Origin of the sequence: Pseudoduganella albidiflava, from assembly GCF_004322755.1 — a bacterium.
GTDB lineage: Bacteria > Pseudomonadota > Gammaproteobacteria > Burkholderiales > Burkholderiaceae_D > Rugamonas > Rugamonas albidiflava.
Map to the genome: position 1 here is coordinate 1,481,516 of NZ_CP036401.1, position 16,179 is coordinate 1,497,694.

10 protein-coding genes are annotated in these 16,179 nt (G+C 69.7%); 4 read left to right on the plus strand and 6 right to left on the minus strand.

Translation table 11 applies throughout. The features are described from left to right. Positions 1 to 48 precede the first annotated feature (48 nt). Positions 49 to 1,653, plus strand: coding sequence for a methyl-accepting chemotaxis protein (locus EYF70_RS06345; RefSeq protein WP_131144651.1), 1,605 nt, complete (start codon positions 49 to 51; stop codon positions 1,651 to 1,653). Positions 1,654 to 1,684: 31 nt separating this feature from the next. Beyond that, positions 1,685 to 2,290, plus strand: a complete 606-nt coding sequence (locus EYF70_RS06350) for a tRNA-uridine aminocarboxypropyltransferase (protein ID WP_131144652.1) — start codon at positions 1,685 to 1,687, stop codon at positions 2,288 to 2,290. Positions 2,291 to 2,329: 39 nt separating this feature from the next. Here the strand turns inward: EYF70_RS06350 and EYF70_RS06355 are convergent, their stop codons facing one another. Genes EYF70_RS06355 through EYF70_RS06365 form a run of 3 tightly spaced genes read right to left on the minus strand, consistent with a single transcriptional unit; the run spans position 2,330 to position 7,610 of the window. Then, positions 2,330 to 5,152 (minus strand): Hsp70 family protein, encoded by a 2,823-nt coding sequence (locus EYF70_RS06355; protein WP_131144653.1) that lies wholly within the window; start codon positions 5,150 to 5,152, stop codon positions 2,330 to 2,332. Continuing rightward, positions 5,149 to 7,026, minus strand: a complete 1,878-nt coding sequence (locus EYF70_RS06360; protein ID WP_229420725.1) for an Hsp70 family protein — start codon at positions 7,024 to 7,026, stop codon at positions 5,149 to 5,151. Before EYF70_RS06360 ends, EYF70_RS06355 begins: the two co-directional genes overlap by 4 nt. After that, a complete protein-coding gene (locus EYF70_RS06365; protein ID WP_131144654.1) occupies positions 7,023 to 7,610 on the minus strand; it encodes a DUF2760 domain-containing protein in 588 nt (195 codons plus the stop codon). The genes EYF70_RS06360 and EYF70_RS06365 overlap by 4 nt, the downstream gene beginning before the upstream one ends. A gap of 259 nt (positions 7,611 to 7,869) precedes the next feature. Here EYF70_RS06365 and EYF70_RS06370 point away from each other — a divergent pair, with 259 nt between their 5' ends. Further along, positions 7,870 to 8,994: a PA0069 family radical SAM protein gene (locus EYF70_RS06370; RefSeq protein WP_131148928.1), complete on the plus strand. Its 1,125-nt coding sequence runs from the start codon at positions 7,870 to 7,872 to the stop codon at positions 8,992 to 8,994. A 46-nt stretch (positions 8,995 to 9,040) separates the two neighbouring features. On the opposite strand, the gene EYF70_RS06375 is transcribed toward EYF70_RS06370, so the two are convergent. Beyond that, on the minus strand, positions 9,041 to 9,619 hold the full coding sequence (locus EYF70_RS06375; protein WP_131144655.1) for a gamma-glutamylcyclotransferase: 579 nt from the start codon (positions 9,617 to 9,619) through the stop codon (positions 9,041 to 9,043). Positions 9,620 to 9,741: 122 nt separating this feature from the next. Between EYF70_RS06375 and maiA the strand changes: the two genes are divergently transcribed. Continuing rightward, positions 9,742 to 10,386: a maleylacetoacetate isomerase gene (maiA, locus tag EYF70_RS06380; protein ID WP_131144656.1), complete on the plus strand. Its 645-nt coding sequence runs from the start codon at positions 9,742 to 9,744 to the stop codon at positions 10,384 to 10,386. A 61-nt stretch (positions 10,387 to 10,447) separates the two neighbouring features. Here maiA and EYF70_RS06385 read toward each other — a convergent pair whose 3' ends face one another. Together EYF70_RS06385 and EYF70_RS06390 are read right to left on the minus strand one after the other, a co-directional pair. Next, complete coding sequence (locus EYF70_RS06385; protein WP_229420726.1) at positions 10,448 to 12,166, minus strand: GGDEF domain-containing protein; 1,719 nt, start codon at positions 12,164 to 12,166, stop codon at positions 10,448 to 10,450. Between the two features lie 161 nt (positions 12,167 to 12,327). After that, complete coding sequence (locus EYF70_RS06390) at positions 12,328 to 16,140, minus strand: ATP-binding protein (RefSeq protein ID WP_131144657.1); 3,813 nt, start codon at positions 16,138 to 16,140, stop codon at positions 12,328 to 12,330. Positions 16,141 to 16,179 lie beyond the last annotated feature (39 nt).

Sequence of the window (16,179 nt, forward strand, 5' to 3'; positions counted from 1 at the left end):
CCTGCGTTATCGGCAGACTGGCTTGCAAAGATCATGCAGGGAGGCAATATGGGGAATTTTCGTATCGGCACGCGCCTGGCGCTCGGCTTCGCGCTCGTGCTGGCACTGCTGGCCGCGATGACGGTCACCGGCGTGCTGCGCATGCAGGGCGCCAGCCGGCTGACCGAGGAACTGGTCTCCCAGCGGGTTCAAAATGAACGGCTGATGACCGAGTGGAACACCGTCATCGAGGTCAACGCGGCGCGCACCATCGCCGCCTTCTTCGCGCCGGACGTGACCACGCAGAAGGCCATCGAGGCCACGATGGCGGCGTCGTCGAAACGGGCCACCGAAATCCAGGACCTGCTGGGGCGCACGCTGGCCGATGAAGACTCGCGCCGCGGCCACGCGGCCGTGATGGCCGCGCGCAAGCAATACACGGATACGCGCAAGACCATGCTGGCAGCCAAGGCCGCCGGCGACATGGCCACCGCCCAGCGCCTGTATGCCACTGACCTGAATACGACACGCGGGGCCTACCTGGGCGCCCTGGCCAGCCTGCTGAAAACCCAGCAGGCCGCGCTCGACGTCACCGCCGCCGCCATCCAGGCCAACTACGCCGCCGGACGCAACCTGCTGCTGGCGCTGGGCCTCGGCGCCACCGTGGCGGGCGTGGTGGTGGCCTGGCGCCTCACGCGCGCCATCACCGCGCCGCTGCGGCAAGCCGTGCAAGTGGCGGAAAATGTCTCTTCCGGCGATCTCACCAGCGCCATCGACGACTCCCGGGCCGACGAGACGGGCCAGCTGATGCGCGCGCTGAAAAAAATGAATGGCAGCCTGCTGGCCATCGTCAGCCAGGTGCGCAACGGCACCGAGACCATCGCCACCGCCGCCGCCGAGATCGCGGCCGGCAACCTCGACCTGTCGTCGCGCACCGAGCAGCAGGCCAGCGCGCTGCAGCAGACCGCGGCCACGATGGAACAGCTCACGTCGGCCGTGCGCTCGAACGCCGACAATGCGCGCGAAGCCCGCACGCTGGCCGATGGCGCCGCCGCCATCGCCGGGCAGGGCGGCAGCGTGGTGGCCGATGTCGTGCGCACGATGGACGACATCAACGCCTCGTCGGGCCGCATCGTCGACATCATCGCCGTGATCGACGGCATCGCGTTCCAGACCAACATCCTGGCGCTGAACGCGGCCGTCGAAGCGGCGCGGGCGGGGGAGCAGGGCAGGGGCTTCGCCGTCGTGGCATCCGAAGTCCGCGCGCTGGCGGGACGTTCCGCCGCGGCGGCCAGGGAAATCAAGGAACTGATCGGCGACTCGGTGCAGAAGGTGCAGGCCGGCAGCGCGCTGGTCGATCGCGCCGGCCACACCATGAGCGACATCGAGGCCGCGATCGCCAAGGTCACGCAGATCATGACCCAGATCGCCGATGCCAGCGCGCAGCAGCAGGACGGCATCGAGCAGGTCAACACGGCCATCACGCAGATGGACCAGGTGACGCAGCAGAACGCCGCGCTGGTCGAACAGGCGGCGGCTGCGGCGGCGACCATGCAGGCGCAGGCGAACCGGTTGGCCGATGCGGTGGCCGTGTTCCGGCTCGATTCGGCCGAGCCGCTGCGCCGCCGCGAGGATCATCGCGGCCACGAGCAGCGCATCGCCCTGTCCGCCTGAAGCAAGGGGGCGCCCCGGCTACAATGCGCGCATGACGACAAGACGGGCGCAATGCCCCACCTGCCTGCGCGCCGCCAGCGCCTGCATCTGCCACTGGATCCGCCCGATCGAGAGCCGCGCGGCGCTGCTGATCCTGCAGCATCCGATGGAAACGGCGAATGCCAAGAACAGCGCGCGCCTGCTGCACCTGTGCCTGCCCGGCAGCACGCTCGCCATCGGCGAAACCTTTGAAGACATGGAGGACTTGCTGGCGGGGCCGCGCCAGCCGGTGCTGCTGTACCCGGAGACGCCCGGCGACCGCTCGCTCGGCATTGCGCCACCGCCGCCGTTCGGCGGCGCGGCGCCTGAACAGGTGCTGCTGGTCGTGCTCGACGCCACGTGGCGCAAGAGCCGCAAGATGCTGTACCTGAATCCGGCACTGCAGGCGCTGCCACGGCTGGCGCTGCGCGACGTACCGGCCTCGCACTACCTGATCCGCAAGGCACATGCGCCCGGCCAGCTGTCGACACTGGAGGCCGCGGCGTACGCGCTGGCCCGGCTCGAAGGGGATGACAGCCGCTTTGCGCCCTTGCTCGACGCGTTCGACGGCTTCGTCGGCCAGCAGCAGGCCCTGGCCGCCGCGCACCGGCCTGGCTGATCAACCGATCATCTGATCAACGATCAACCGCTCAATCGATCAGCTGATCAGCTTCAATCCCGGCGGCAGGGCGTCGCCGAGCATGCGCTGCTCGGTGGCCTGGTCCAGTTCCACCACCTCGCGCACCATCGTGCTCCACGTCGGCGGCGCGCCCACGGCCGTCAGCCGGCGCAGCACTTCGTCGCGCAGGGCCGGGGCGATGTCGCGCGACCGGTCGCCGGTCATGCGCGCCAGGTGCGCGGCGGCGAAGCCGGCCGGTTCGATCTTCTTCCAGTCCAGCTTCAGGATCTCGCCCAGCCATGCTTCCACCGATGCCACCGGCGCCACTTCGTGCGCGCTGCCATGGAATGGCTTGCGCGCGCCGACCCGGCCCAGCGCCCACAGGTAGCGGGTAAAGCTGGCGGCCGCCTTGGCATCGAACTTCGGGCCGGCGACCGGCAGCTTGCCGATCGTGCCCACCATCCAGTCGCCGATCTCGGCCTTGTAGGCGGCGGGAATGCGCTCCAGCGAGGCGCCCAGCCGCAGCATGTCTTCCTCGCCACCGTCGACCAGCGTGGCGGGGCGGCGCCCCCGTTCCGCCGCGCTGGCCTGCAGGTTGAACGCGAAGTCGTCCAGCAGCCGCAGCTGCATCTCGGTCGACAGGCCGCCGGCCACGCGGCGCCACAGCGTCCACCATTCGGCGCGCACCTGGCCATCCTTGAAGTACTGGGCGCCGCTGTCGAACAGGGCCCACAGCTGGGCGATGCGCCAGTCGTCGAGCGGCGCGCCGAAGCCGGGGCGCAGGCACCAGCCGGCCAGGTTGAGCCACACGCGCTCATGTTCGGGCGAGCGGCGGCGGCCTTTGGCGCGCGCCATCAGCGCATCGAACAGGTGCCGCAGCAGCGCTGTCGGCCAGCGTTCGCGGCTGCCCAGCAACTGTTCCAGCTGGCCGCGCAACTGGCGCACTTCCTTGCTTTCGACGTGCAGCACGCGCGAACCGAAGATGCGGTCGATCTTCTCCACCGCGTCGGCAAAGCGGGGCGGTGGCGCCTCCGCTTGCGGCTCGGCTGCCTCTTCCTCGCCGCGCAGCTGGAACTCCAGCAGCCAGCGGCGGCCGCTGGCCGCTTCCACGCAATGCACTTCCAGCGTGCCGACCTCGGACAATGCGGCCGCCAGGCGCACCGGGACTTCCCGCGGCACTTTCGTGTCGTCGGTCTTCAGCACGGTGGAAATGGCCGGCAGCGCCACGTAGTCGGCCGGATCCAGGTCGGCCAGGTCGCCGGCGCCGTGGCGCAGGTCGGCCACGGTGGAGACCAGGTGGAAGCGCACCGGCCGCCCCACACGCAGGCCGAACGTGCGGTCGGCCAGCGTCACTTCGCTGCCCGGCTGGGCGCCGCGCGGCAGGATGCAGACGGCGCGGCGCTTCACGCCCGGCGCCTTGTCGGTATCGAGCAGCAGGTAGTAGGCCCGCGCGGAGCCGCCGGCGATCGACGGCGCCATGCCTTGCCGCGACAGCGAATAGGCGACACCGCCGCGGGCCACGGCCACGTCCGGATTATCGTTGTGCAGCACCTTGACCGGTCCCAGCTGCTGCTGGCCGCGCCAGCCGGTCAGCGTGTCGGCCAGCCGCTGCGCCAGCACGTCGGCACGGAACACGCCGCCATTCAGCAGCAGCGTGTCCGGCACCGGGAACGTGGTGTCGTCGGCGATGCCCAGCGCGGCCCGCGCCGCCTGGGCATGCTGGCGCAGGAAGCTGGCGAGATGGCGCGTGACGGCCGCATCGCTGGCGTAGGGCAGGCCGAATTCGACGATGCCGCCGCGCGAACGGCGCGCATCGGCCTGATCCTGGTTCAGCGGGAAAAAGCCTTCGACGACGATCTGCGCCACGTCGGCGCGGGTCAGCGCCACCGACCGGCTGCCGCCGATCAGCCGGGAACCGCTGCCGAGCAGCGTGACGTTGGCCTGTTCGGGCCCGCCCGCCGACAGCAGCTGCTCCTTGGCGGCGCGGCAGCGCTCCGTCAACTGCGCCAGCCGCCCCGCGGACAGCTTTTGCTGGCTGTCCGGCGCGGCCAGGCGCGATTCCGCCAGGTGCGCCAGGGCCAGGTCCATGTTGTCGCCACCCAGGATCAGGTGGTTGCCGACGCCGATCCGCTCCAGCACGGGTTCGTTGTTCGCCATCCGTACCTGGACCAGCGAAAAGTCGGTGGTGCCGCCGCCCACGTCGGCCACCAGCGCCAGCCGCGTGTCCGCCAGTTCCGCGGCCAGCGTGGCGCGGTGACGATACAGCCAGTCATACAGCGCCGCCTGCGGTTCCTCCAGCAGCCGCACGCCCTGCAGGCCTGCCAGCCTGGCCGCTTCCAGCGTCAGCGCGCGGGCACCCTCGTCGAACGACGCGGGTACTGTCAGCACGATGCGCTGGTCTTCCAGGGGGTGGTCGGGGAAACGGGCATTCCAGGCACCGCGCAGGTGCGCCAGGTAGCTGGCGCTGGCGGTCACCGGCGAGACCTTGGGCACGCCCTCGGGCGCACCCCATGGCAGGATCGGCGCCGTGCGGTCGACGCCCGGATGCGACAGCCAGCTTTTCGCGCTGGCCACGTAGCGCCCCGTGACCTGGGCACCCAGCGTGCGGGCCAAGCGTCCGACGACGAAGCGCTCGACACCGGCCACGTCCGGCTGCAGCCATGGCAGTTGCAGTTCCTTCGGCCCCAGTTCGCCTTCGGCCGGGTGGTAACGGCTGGACGGCAGCAGCAGCGCGCGGTGTACTTCGCCCGGCGCCGTCAGCTGGTCGATGTCCAGCAGTTGTACCTCGGCGGCGCCGGGCGCCGCGTAGGCCAGCACCGTGTTGGTGGTGCCGAGGTCGATGCTGACCAGGTAGGGCGTCATTGCCCGTCGGCGGTGCCGCGCACGTCGAATTCGACCTTCCAGCGCTGGCCGTCATTGGCCACCGCCAGGAGTTCCAGCGTGCCCGCCTCCGTGGCGTGCGCATGCAGGCGCACCTGCACCACGTCGCCCGGCTGGCGGCCTTCCGGCGACAGTTCGGCCTGGATCTCGTTCAGCTCGACCAGCTCGTCCGGACCCCAGAAGTCCAGCACCGTACCGATCTGGTCCTGCCGGCGGGTGGACGAACCGAAGAAGCGGAACTGCACCGGCTCGCCCACCACGAGGCCGAATTCCTGCCCCGGCAATTCCAGCTCGCTGCCTTCTTCCATGCCGAACGGTGCCACGCACAGGGCCTGGATCGGCGGCTCCATGCCGGGAATGGCCGGCATCGACGATTCCACCGCCACGTAGTACGAACGCGCCGTGCCGCCGCGGATACGCACGCCGGCGCCGCGCCGCACATAGCTGTAGTACGCCGCGCCGCGCGCCACGGCCAGGTCCAGGTCCGCGCCGCCCAGCATGCGTGCCGGTTCGGCGCCTTCCATGTACAGCCAGTCGTTGATGGTCTCCATCACGCGCCGGGCCAGCAGTTCGGATTTGAAGACGCCGCCGTTGAACAGCACGGCGCTCGGGTGCAGGAACGAGTGGTCCGGGTTCTGGCGCTCGGCAAAGCCCGGCACGTCGGCCGTGGCACCCTTCTGGCGGCCCAGGAAGGCGGCCAGGTGGCGCGTGACCGCGGCATCCTGCGCATACGGCAGGCCCAGTTGCGTCAGGCCGGCGCGGGTGCGCACGGCGGGGCGGGCGGCCGCTTCCACTTTCGGGAAGAAGCCGTCGGTGATGAAGGTGGTGACTTCGTCGCGCGTCAGTTCGGTGCGGATCGAACCGCCGATCAGCTTCGAGCCGCGGCTCGGTACCACGATCGGCCAGCTCTCCGCGCTGGCGTCGGCCAGCAGGTTTTCCTTGGCGGCGCGGCAGCCGTAGGTCAGCGCGCGCAATTGCCACGGATCGAGCTGCGTGCCGTTGGCGGCCAGCTTGCGCGCCACCAGGTGCGCCAGCGCCAGGTCCATGTTGTCGCCGCCCAGCAGGATATGGTCGCCCACGGCCACGCGGTGCGGTTCCAGCACGCCGTCGCGCTCGGTGATGGCGATCAGCGAGAAGTCGCTGGTGCCGCCACCCACGTCGACGACGAGGATGATGTCGCCGGGTTTTACTTCCTTGCGCCAGCGGCCTTCGCTGCCCTGGATCCAGCTGTACAGCGCGGCCTGCGGTTCTTCCAGCAAGGTCATGGCCTGGTAGCCGGCGGCCCGGGCCGCCTCGGCGGTCAGTTCGCGGGCGGCCGGGTCGAACGAGGCGGGAATCGTCACCGTCACGGCCTGTTCGCCGAACGGTGCTTCGGGATGCGCGGCATTCCACGCCTGGCGCAGGTGGGCCAGGTAGCGCGTGGAAGCCGTCAGCGGCGAGACGCGCGTCACTTCTTCCGGCGCGTCGTTCGGCAGGATGGCAGCGCGGCGGTCCACGCCCGGGTGGCACAGCCAGCTCTTCGCGCTGGACACCAGGCGGATCGGCGTGGTGGCGCCGCGGCTGCGCGCCATTTCGCCGGCCACCGAGGTTTCCCCTTCGGCGCTCCACGGCAGCGCGAGCTCGCCGGGCGGCAGTTCATCGGGGTGCGGCAAGTACAGGAACGAGGGCAGCAGCGGCAGGTCCTCGACCGTGCCGGGTGCCGTCAACTGGGGCACGCCCAGCACCGACTGCCGGGTCTTCTCGCCATCGCTGCCGGCCAGGTCGACATACGACAGCGCGCTGTGCGTGGTGCCCAGGTCGATACCGATCGCATAACGGGGGGTGTTGCCTGGAGGCGTAATGTTTTCGTCGCTCACAGTTCCACCTCCGCCGGTGCCAGGATTTTCGCGTCGTGCGCTTCGGCCAGCTTCGGCAGGCGCACGGCCGTGGCGCGCCAGCCGCGGTGGCTCAGCGTGCCCTTGAACGGCGGCTTGCCGACCACGTTGCCGGTCAGGCGCACGGCGGCGGCATCGAAGCCTTCTTCCAGCGTCACGCGGCTGCCTTCGGCTTCGGCGCGCGCCGGTTCGATCGTGAAGTGTTCCTTGAGTACCTTGCTGCAGCCTTCGTGGACCACGCGGGCCGCCGCGCCGATGTCGGCATCCGAATAGCCGGCCAGGTTTTCCTGCGTGAAGTCGATCAGGCGTGCCTCGCGCTGCAGCAGCGACAGCAGTTGCAGCGCGGCATCCGGAGTCGCTTCGCGCAGCGGGGGCGCTACCGGCGCGGGGGCTGGCGCGGGTGCCGGGGCTGGCGCAGGCGCGGGCGCCGGTGCAGGAGGGGCAGCCACCGGGCCGATCTGGTCATTCTGGTAACGGCCGGCGAATTCGGCGTCGCCCAGCGTCTTGAAGAAAGCGCTGAAGGCAAGCGGGATCCTGGCCAGGAAGGACGGATTTTTGGTAGTCATATTGCTCGTGTGTGGTGGGTCCGGGTTGGCTCCGGACGGGCAATTGCGAATCATACCAGTTGGCGAACTGCCAAGTGCGTGCGGCGGTTGCACACCCTTGAAGAACGGCCTAGAATACTGTATATACATACAGTCATAGTGAAACGCTGGAGCGATCATGCACCGAGACAACTTCACCACGAACCACCTCGACAACGCTGGCAATGATCTAGCAGGCACCGACTTTGCCCACAACTTTGATCCACAAGCCGAGCAGGTCATGCTGATGCCCCGTTCGCTGCGCGCGCTGAAGGGCCGCGGCGCCGTGGCCAACGTGCAGGGGCGCTACGAAGTGGATGTGCGCGAAACCTTCGACGACGGCTGGCTGCGCGAGGAGGAAGAGCCCCGCGTCTGGCGCACCCAGGTCACCGACGAAACGGCGAAGTCGATCCTGTCGCGCAACCAGTCGCCGGACATCCCGTTCGGTGTCTCGCTGAACCCGTACCGCGGTTGCGAGCACGGCTGTATCTATTGCTTTGCGCGGCCATCGCACAGCTACCTGGGCCTGTCTCCCGGGCTCGATTTCGAAAGCAAGCTGTATGCAAAGGTCAACGCGGCCGATCTGCTGCGCAGCGAGCTGTCGAAGCCCGGCTATGCCGTGGAGCCGATCGCGCTGGGCGTGAATACCGATGCTTACCAGCCCATCGAGCGCGAGCTGAAACTCACGCGGCGCGTGCTCGAGGTGTTGCAGGAATGCCGCCATCCCGTCGGGCTGATCACGAAGTCGGCCCTGATCGAGCGCGATATCGATATCCTCGCGCCGATGGCGGAAAAGCGCCTGGCCGCCGCGTCGATCACGCTGACCACGCTGGACCCGAAGATCGCGCGCACGCTGGAACCGCGCGCCGCGGCCCCGGAGCGCCGGCTGCGGGCAATCCGCACGCTGACCGAAGCGGGCATCCCGGTCGGCGTGTCGGTGGCGCCGATCATCCCGTTCGTGACGGAACCGGAAATCGAAAAAGTGATCGAGGCCGCCTTCGATGCCGGCGCCATCCAGGCCAGCTACGTGGTGCTGCGGCTGCCATGGGAAGTCAACCCGCTGTTCCAGCAATGGCTGGAAGCGCATTTCCCGGATCGTGCCCAGCGCGTGATGAACCGCGTGCGTGAAATCCACGGCGGCAAGGACTACGATGCCTCGTTCGCCACGCGGATGGGCGGCCAGGGCCTGTGGGCGGACCTGATCCGGCAACGGGTGGAAAAAGCCATCCAGCGCTGCGGCATGGCCGGGCGGGGCACCCGGTTCAGGCAGCTCGATTGCACGCAATTCCGGCGCCCGCTGGTGGTGCCGCCGGTGGGAGCGAAGGCGAAGCGGGCGGAGGCGGTGGGGCAGATGAGCCTGTTCTGAGCCGGTTGCCGCGGTCGCGGCGCCGTATCGGTCCGTTATCGGTCCGTTATTTGGTCTGTTGTTTGGCGAGTCCGGCCAGGTGCCGCTCGATCGCGAACACATGCTCGTCCTCGTGCCCCATCTCCCTGAGCGCATGCGCCAGGTGCACCAGGTATTCCACGTTCGGCCCGCTGGGGCCGCGCGCGCCGGCGATCTGCCGCGCGATCACCAGTTCCGGCGCCTCGCCCAGGTAGGCGGCATTGTCGTGCCGGGCGATGTAGACCAGGCCTTCCTCGCTGCCGCCGCCGTCGAAGCGGATGTCGATCGGCAGCCGCAGGTAGCCGTTCTTTTCCCGGTGGTCGAGGTGCGTGAATTCTTCCGGCGTCACCAGGTAAGCCATGCCGTAGCAGAGCGCGCCTTCCTGGGGCACCAGCGTGACGACACGGCCCGGCGCTTCCAGCGTGCCGCGGTGGTCGTGCGAGCCTTGCCAGAAACGGCGCACCCAGCCGGCAATGCAGGCCGGGCGGCGTTCGAGGTAGGGGAAATCGGCTTTCCAGATCAGCGAACCGTAGCCGAACAGCCACACGCTGTGGTGGCCGTCGAACCGGTCCATCGCGCGGTTGATCTCGATGGTGTTGTGCGACATGGAGGCAATGTGAAAACGTGGACGGGGCAATTATAGGCGGCCGGTCCGCCCGGCGTGCCGGCCATGGCCAGTTGCCCGCGGGAGCGGCTAATATGTCGGCTGAATAATACGGAGACCCCACCATGAAGCTGTACACCTACTTCCGCAGCTCCGCCGCCTACCGCGTGCGCATCGCGCTGAACCTGAAGGGCGTCGCCTACGATGCGGTGCCGGTCCACCTGCTGAAGGACGGCGGCGAGCAGCATGGCGCCGCCTACCGGGCCGTCAATCCCAGCGAGCTGATCCCTGCGCTGGAAACGGACGGCGCCACGCTGGCGCAATCCTTGGCGATCATCGAATACCTGGAAGAAGTGCATCCGGTCATGCCGCTGCTGCCGCAAGATGCGCTGGGGCGTGCCCGCGTGCGCGCGCTGGCGCAGACGATTGCCAGCGATACGCACCCGCTGACCAACCTGCGCGTGCTGCGCCACCTGAAAGGCACGCTGGGCCTGTCGGAAGACGACAAGAACGCCTGGTACCGCCACTGGCTGGGCGAGGGCATGCGCGTGCTGGAAGCGCAACTGGCGAGCAGCCCCGCCACGGGCCGCTTCTGCCACGGCGACATGCCGACGATCGCCGACTGCTGCCTGGTGCCGCAGGTCTTCAACGCCAGGCGTGTCGGCATCGACCTGGCGCCGTTCCCCACGATCACCGCGATCGACGCGGCGTGCGCCGGCATCCCGGCCTTCCAGGCGGCCCACCCGTCGCAGCAGCCCGACGCGGAATAGTCGTAGAAGCCGGCGCGGCAGAAGGGATCAGTGGGGCGAACCTCCTCCTGCCGCGCCCATGCTAGAACCGCACCACGCGGTTTCGGCCGTCCTGCTTGGCGCGGTACAGCGCCTGGTCGGCGCGCATCAGCAGCGTCGACGGCGTGTCGCCGGTGACCGCGGAGGCGACGCCGATGCTGATCGTCAGCGTCACTTCGCCGCCATCGTCGGCGTCGATGCGCAGCGCGGCCACGGCGGCCCGCAGGCGTTCCGCGGCCACGGCGGCCACCGCTTCCTCCGTCTCCGGCATCAGCACCACGAATTCCTCGCCGCCGAAGCGGGCCGCGGTATCGATCGTCCGCAGCGCCGCGGCCAGCAGTGTCGCCACCGCCACGATGGCCCGGTCGCCCGTGTCGTGGCCGAAGCTATCGTTGATGCGCTTGAAGAAGTCGATGTCCACCATCAGCACCGACACCGGGTGGCCGAAGCGCCGGCCCCGTTCCAGTTCGGCTTCGATCTGCTCCGTCATCTTGCGGCGATTGGCGATGCCGGTCAGCGGATCGGTGGTGGCCAGTTGCTCCAGCATGCTGTTCGCCGTGCGCAGTTCCAGCGTGCGCCGCTGCACGCGCTCTTCCAGGTGGTCGCGCTCGTCGTTCAGCGCGGCCAGCGTGCGGCGGCGCTCGCGCAGCGCCACCACCAGCGCGGAAATGAGCACGCCCTGCAAGACGATCAGCGTGAGCCCGGAAACGATCTGCCAGCGATACCGTTCCCACACGCTGTCCGGCCGGTTCAGCAGCTTGGCGCCCGGTGGCAGGTCGCGCAGGCCGTAGCGCTCGACCGTGGGCGCATCGAACACGTAGCGCTGCAGGGGAATGTCGTCGGTGCGCCCGCCCAGCAGGATGCGGGCGATCACCCGCCCGATGCCTTCGCCGCTGACGACATAGCCGCCCACCATGCCGGGCAGTACCAGCGAATCCAGGTGCGTATAGACCGGTACCGGGCTGGCGGCGGCAATGCGGTGCGCCAGCTCGTGCGGATCGAGTTTTCCGCCCTTGTCGTTCAGCCCCGCGGCCAGCAGCAGCAGGGCGCTGTCCCGGTCCAGCGTGGCAAGCTTGCGCGCCACCTGGTCGAAATCCTGGTCGGTCCAGTACTCGAACGCCAGCCGGCCCGCATGGCGCGCCGCCGCGCCCCGGATCGCGGCGATCCAGCGCTGCACGCGCGCGCTGCTGTCGCCGACCACGACCAGGCGGCGCACCTGCGGCGCCGTGCGCGTGACGATGCCGACCGCGCGGTCGAAGTCGGGGTGCACCGCGACCGGCGTGCCGTCCGCCGGCTGCCAGCCGGTATGGCCATAGTTGACATAGAAGCGCGCCGCACCCGGGAACAGCTCCGGATGCGCGCCCAGGAACAGGGCGGCGACCTGCCCCTCGGCCACCACCACGTCGAAGCGCACCCTGGCGTACTTGCTGCGCAAGTGCGGCGCCATGCCGGCCGTGGCGGCCACGGCACCGACGCGGTTCGCATCCAGGCGTTCTTCATGGATCACGGGCATCGCGGCCGTGCCGCGCCTGGCCAGTTCGTCGACCATCCCGTCGTGCAGCAGCCGTTGCCAGTTCGACATGGCATCCGGGCCCAGCGAGTACAGCACCAGCACCCGGCGTTCGGCGCCGGCCGCCTGCGCGGGGAACAGCGCCAGCGCCAACGCCAGCGCCAGCCAGCAGCCGGCCACCAGCCGGGAGAGCGGGGAAGGCAACTGGAAAGGGGGCGCGCGGCGCGGCGCGAAGGACAGCTTGCAATGCATCGGATGGCAGTCAGCGGCTACGAACGGGGGGCGGGCAGGCCGCGGTCTTGCATCGGCACCGGCGCAAGCCGCTACCTCAAGAAAAGTGTAACACGCCGGCTTCCGATTTAAGTTCCATGTGGAAACTATGCCTATACCGTTGCAGACACGCGACGGCCGGTCTACGACACCCGGACCTCTTGCTCCACCAGCGCCTGCAGCTCGCGCGGGCTGACCGGCTTGGCCAGGTGCGCGGTAAATCCGGCCGCGACGGCGCGCCGGTGATCGGCCTGCTGGCCATACGCCGTGAGCGCGATCAGCCGCGTGTCGCGCAGGTGCGGCCGGCTCCGCAACTCGGCCGCCAGTTCGTAGCCATCCATGCCGGGCAAGCCGATATCGAGGATGGCCAGGTCGGGCGCCAGGCTGTCGGCCAGCCGCAAGGCGGTGGCGGGATCGGATACCGCGTGCACTGCGTGCCCGCGCAGCTCGAGCACGGCGCGCAGTCCGTCCAGCACGTTGGGGTTGTCGTCCACCAGCATGATCCGGCTGCGTCCGGCCGCCAGGTGCTCCGCCGCCGGCGCCGCGATGGCGGCCATGCCCGGCACCGGCAGCGGCGCTGGCAGGTCGATGACGGCATCGGCCAGCGGCATGCGCACCTCGAACACGCTGCCCCGGCCGGCACCGGCACTGCTGGCGGTGACCGTGCCGCCATGCAGCATGACGATGCTCTTCACGATCGCCAGGCCCAGCCCCAGGCCGCCGCGCGAGCGGTCCAGCGCCTGGCGCTCCTGCACGAACTTGTCGAACAGCTGCGGCAGCATCTCGCGCGAGATGCCGATGCCGTTGTCGGTCACGCGGATCACCGCCTCGTTGCCCGCGCGGCGCGCCTCCAGGGCGATGTCGCCGCCATCGCTGGTGTACTTGGCGGCATTCGTCAGCAGGTTCGACAACACTTGCACGAAGCGCATCGCGTCGGCGTCCACCACCATGCCGGCGGGCGGCACGTCGAGGCGCAGCCGGTGCCGCCGTTCTTCCAGCAATGGACTCGCCGTTTCCACCGCCTGCGTCACCAGCGCCGCCAGCTCGACCTGCTCGCGCCGCAGTTCGAACTTGCCCTGGGCAATGCGGGCCACGTCGAGCAGGTCGTCCACCAGGCGCACGAGGTGGCGCGCCTGCCGCTCGATCACCGCGTGTTCCCTGTCGAGCGAGCCGATGCCTTTCAGCCGCATCAGTTCCAGCGCCACCAGGATCGGCGACAGCGGGTTGCGCAACTCATGGCCCAGCATCGCCAGGAACTCGTCCTTGGCGCGGTTCGCCACCTCGGCATCGCTGCGCGCGCGCACCAGCGCCGTCACGTCGAACGCCACGATGGCCACGCGGTCCACCTGTCCGGCCGTGTTGCGGATCGGCTGGTGCACGTAGTCGAAAAAGCATTCTTCCGGTTCGGCGCCGGACTGGCGCTGCAGCCACACACGGCGGGCCTGGCCCACCGCCGGCTCGCCGCTGGCCAGCACGTGCTCCAGTTCATCGAACAGCGCCTGGTCCGGCACTTCCGCCAGCGCCTGCCGGAACGGCGTGCCCTGCACGTCGCGCCGGCCGATCAGGTCCGCGTAGCGCTCGTTCACCAGTTCGTACACCAGGGTGGTGCCGCGCAGGATCGCGATCGCCGCCGGCGCCTGCATGAACACCTCGGCCATCCGCTCGGCATGCGCGCGCTCGACCTGGCGGATGCGGTAGCGGATCAGCTGGGATTCGATACGCGTGAGCAGTTCGCGCGCCGAGAATGGCTTGACGAGGTAGTCGTCGGCGCCGGCATTCAAGCCTTCGATGCGCGCTTCCTCGCCGGCGCGCGCCGACAGCAGCAATACCGGCACGTCATGCAGCGCGTCGTCCCCGTGCAGCGCGGCGATCAGGCCGAAGCCATCGAGTTCCGGCATCATTACGTCGGAAACGACCAGGTCGGGCCGTTCGCGCCGGGCCGCCTCCAGCGCGGCGCGGCCGTTCTCCACCGCCGTCACGCGCCAGCGCTGGCGCAGCAGGCGTTCCAGGTAGCCGCGCATGTCGGCGTTGTCGTCCGCCACCAGCACGTGGGCGCCATGCGCCAGCAGCGTGCGATCTTCCTCCGCCTCCTGCTCGTCGTCCTCGTCGTCCTCGTCCTGGCGCGGCAGCCAGCGCCGCGCTTCCGTCGTATAGGCTGCCAGCGTGGCGGAAGACGCGGTGCCGTCGGCGCGCCCCGCCAGGCGCTCGTCCGGCAGGTGCGCGCGGCCCAGCGGCAGCGTCACCGTGAAGCAGGTGCCGCTGCCGGGCTCGCTGGTAACGGTGATCGCGCCGTGATGCAGGTCCACCAGGTCGCGCACCAGCGCCAGGCCGATGCCGGAGCCCTCGTGCGAACGCGAGCGCGCCCCTTCGACACGCTGGAAGCGCTCGAAGATCTTGTCCAGGTGGTGCGCCGCGATGCCCACGCCGGTGTCCCGCACGGTCAGCACGGCGCGGCCGTTTTCCTGCCGCAGCGCGACCGCGATGCGGCCCTCGAAGGTGAACTTGAAGGCGTTCGACAGCAGGTTCAGCACGATCTTTTCGTACATCTGCGTATCCACCCAGGCCGGCGCCGGCAGCCGCTCGCAGTGCACGTCCAGTGCCAGGCCGGCGCTTTCGACGATCGAGCGGAAGCCGCTGGCCAGGTCGCACGTCAGCGCCGCCAGATCCACCTCGGCATACGCCGCCTGCATGCGGCCGGCCTGCACGCGCGAAAAATCGAGCAGCGTGTTGACCAGCTTCTGCAGGCGCAGCGCATTGTCGCGCGCCAGTTCCAGCCGGTGGCGCTGCGCCGCCGGCAAGGGCGCCGTCTCGTCGCCCAGCGCATCTTCCACGGGCCCCAGCATCAGCGTCAGCGGCGTGCGGAATTCGTGGCTCACATTGGAGAAAAACGCGGTCTTGGCGCGGTCCAGTTCGGCCAGCGCATCGGCACGCCGGCGCTGTTCCTCGGCCGCGGTGGCATTCTGCAGCGCCGCGGCGACCTGGCCGGCCACCAGGCCGTAGAACGTGCGGTACTCGGCATCGAGCGGCCGTGCCGGGTTCACGCCGGCAATCAGCACGCCGGCGGCCGCCGTGCGCCCCGGAATGGCCAGCGGCAGCACGATCGCTTGCGTGACGGGCTGCCCGGCGACGCCGGCCGGCAGTCCCGCCACGGCACCGGCCGGCACCACCACGGGGCTGCCGGTGGCGCATGCCTCGGCAATGGGCCAGGGCGTGCCGGCATCGCCGGGACCGATGGCGGTGGGCGCCGCGTGGCCGGACGGTGGCAGGTGGGCGGCCTGCTGGAGCTGCGCGGCACCGGTTACCTCATCCACGAGGTAGAGCAGGGCGAACGGCATGTCGAGCGGATTGCGGCCGATGGTCGCCATCGCCGTCGCACAGGCCCGCGCCACGTTGTCCTCGCCGGCAGCGGCGGCCAGCGCCGACAGCGTGGCCAGCCGGCGCGTGTTCAGGTTGCTGGCGGTGACATCCGTGGAAGGGCAGAACAGGCCGCCCACGCCGCCCGACTCATCGACGATCGGGCTGTACGAAAACGAATACCACGTCTCTTCCAGGTAATCGCCGCGGTTCATGTACAGCTGCACATTGGCGACGAAGGTGGCCTCGGCCTGGCGGAACACCTTGTCGGCCAGCGGTCCGCAGAAATCCCAGATCTCCGCCCACACCTGTGCCGCCGGCAGGCCCAGCGCCCACGGATGCTTGGCACGGCTGAGCACGTCCACGTAGGCGTCGTTGTACAGGAAAGTCGCTTCGGGACCCCAGCCGATCCAGATCGGATGGCTCGAGTTCAGCATCAGGCTCACGGTGGTGCGCAGGCTCTGCGGCCATGCCTCCAGGCTGCCCAGCGGGGTGGCCGACCAGTCATGGGCGGCGATCAGGCCCGCCATCGCGCCGGGGGCGGCAAGGAAGCCCAGGTGGGCAGGCACAACGGGTTGCGCCGACTGCTCGTGGTCCCTCAAGCCGCTCTCCGCGTGAAGTTTGCAAAAGAATCTGCAATA